Origin of the sequence: Ralstonia pickettii, assembly GCF_001699815.1 — a bacterium.
Lineage (GTDB): Bacteria > Pseudomonadota > Gammaproteobacteria > Burkholderiales > Burkholderiaceae > Ralstonia > Ralstonia thomasii.
Window position 1 is genome coordinate 1 of the sequence record NZ_MCGB01000058.1, and the last position, 1,367, is coordinate 1,367.

Consider the following 1,367-nt stretch of genomic DNA (forward strand, 5'->3'; position numbering starts at 1 on the left):
GCGCACGACCAACGCGATTGAATCGACGTTCGCGACGGTGCGCCACCGTACGACGCGCACGCGTAACTGCGTATCGCGACCAACCTTCCTCGGACTGGCATTCAAGCTGATCGAGGAAGCCGAGAAAACCTGGCGCCGTATCAACGGCCCCGAAAAGATCAAGCTGTTGCTCGAAGGAGTTGCCTTCAAGGACGGCGAACCGGTGCAAGACGATCGACCGGCTCAGCAGAAAATCGCCGCTTGAAATCGACCGCCATCAAATTGTTCATACACCACTCTTGACGTTAGCTCTGCCAGAACCTCGGGGAAGCGCGGGTACGCGGTGCGTTCGAGGGCAGCCATTGCGGATCGTCCGGATCGCAGAGGGCCGCTCAGATTAGCGCAAGAAAAGTCAGATGTTACTGCGCCAGATCGTAATAAGCAGAGCCGTTTTTATAACAAGAAGGCTTATGATAGGAATTCGTAGTCGTCAACGGTCCTCGCCAGAGGAAGACGCTGGAACAACCAGTGAAGGTAGCGATAGGGATCGATGCCCCCGGCTTTGCAGGTTTCGATCAGGCTGTAGAGGTTTGCACTTGCGTTCGCCCCCGCTACGGTGTCGCTAAAAAGCCATGAGCGGCGGCCCGACGACGAATGGGCGAATCGCATTCTCGCAAGGGTTATTCGAGATGGCCCAAGTTCCGTTCTCGACGTAGCGGATCAGCTTCGGCCACTGCTCGCGCAGATAGGTCAGTGCTTTTCCGAGCAAACTTTTTGGTACGACGCCGGGTGACTCCGCGAGGGCTAAAGCGTAGATGGCGTCGAGTATGCGCGTGCTGTATCGACGTCGCAGTCGCTGTCGTCGCTCAGCTGCCCATTTGTTAGAGCGGGCCTCCGCATTGAACAGCTTGCCGATCAGCGTGATGAAGCGTGTCGCGAGCAGATCGGGCGAACGCGCGGCTTTCGGCACGTTCTCCTCCGCTTTGATGAAGTACCGTCTTAGGTGTGCCCAACACCCGAGGTGCACGAGGTCGTAGCGTTGAGCGATGTCGTTGTAGGGCTCGTAGCCATCAGTCATCAGAACGGCGCCCTTGCGGATCCCCGTGAACAGCTTGTCGGCCAGCTTGGCACCGCGTCCGGGCGTATAGCTGAAGCAGCGGGAGCTAAAGTCGAAAGTGGTGTACGGGGGAGTTGAGGCGGGAAGTTGAAGGCGGTGGAGGTTTCAGCTGAGAATCTGATTGTCGAAGTCGGAAACCAGCAAAAAATCAAACCATCCACCATGAGCAAGGATACGGAAAAAGCAGTCGTCGGTCTATCGGGAGTCGGGCTTGGACTTGACGAATTGGTTCGTCACGGGGCGCGGCAAGTGATTCAACAAGCGATCGAAG

General features: G+C 57.1%; 1 protein-coding gene and 2 pseudogenes. 2 read left to right on the top strand and 1 reads right to left on the bottom strand.

Annotation, left to right across the window (positions count from 1 at the left end):
* Positions 1–244, top strand: a pseudogene (locus tag BEK68_RS10675) (IS256 family transposase); the annotation flags it as partial.
* A gap of 203 nt (positions 245–447) precedes the next feature.
* Here the strand turns inward: BEK68_RS10675 and tnpC are convergent.
* Positions 448–1,138: pseudogene (tnpC, locus tag BEK68_RS10680) on the bottom strand (IS66 family transposase); the annotation flags it as partial.
* A 45-nt stretch (positions 1,139–1,183) separates the two neighbouring features.
* On the opposite strand from tnpC, the gene BEK68_RS25935 reads away from it, so the two are divergent.
* Positions 1,184–1,367, top strand: a 184-nt coding sequence (locus BEK68_RS25935; RefSeq protein WP_139111350.1) for a hypothetical protein, incomplete at its 3' end; no start/stop codon positions are given.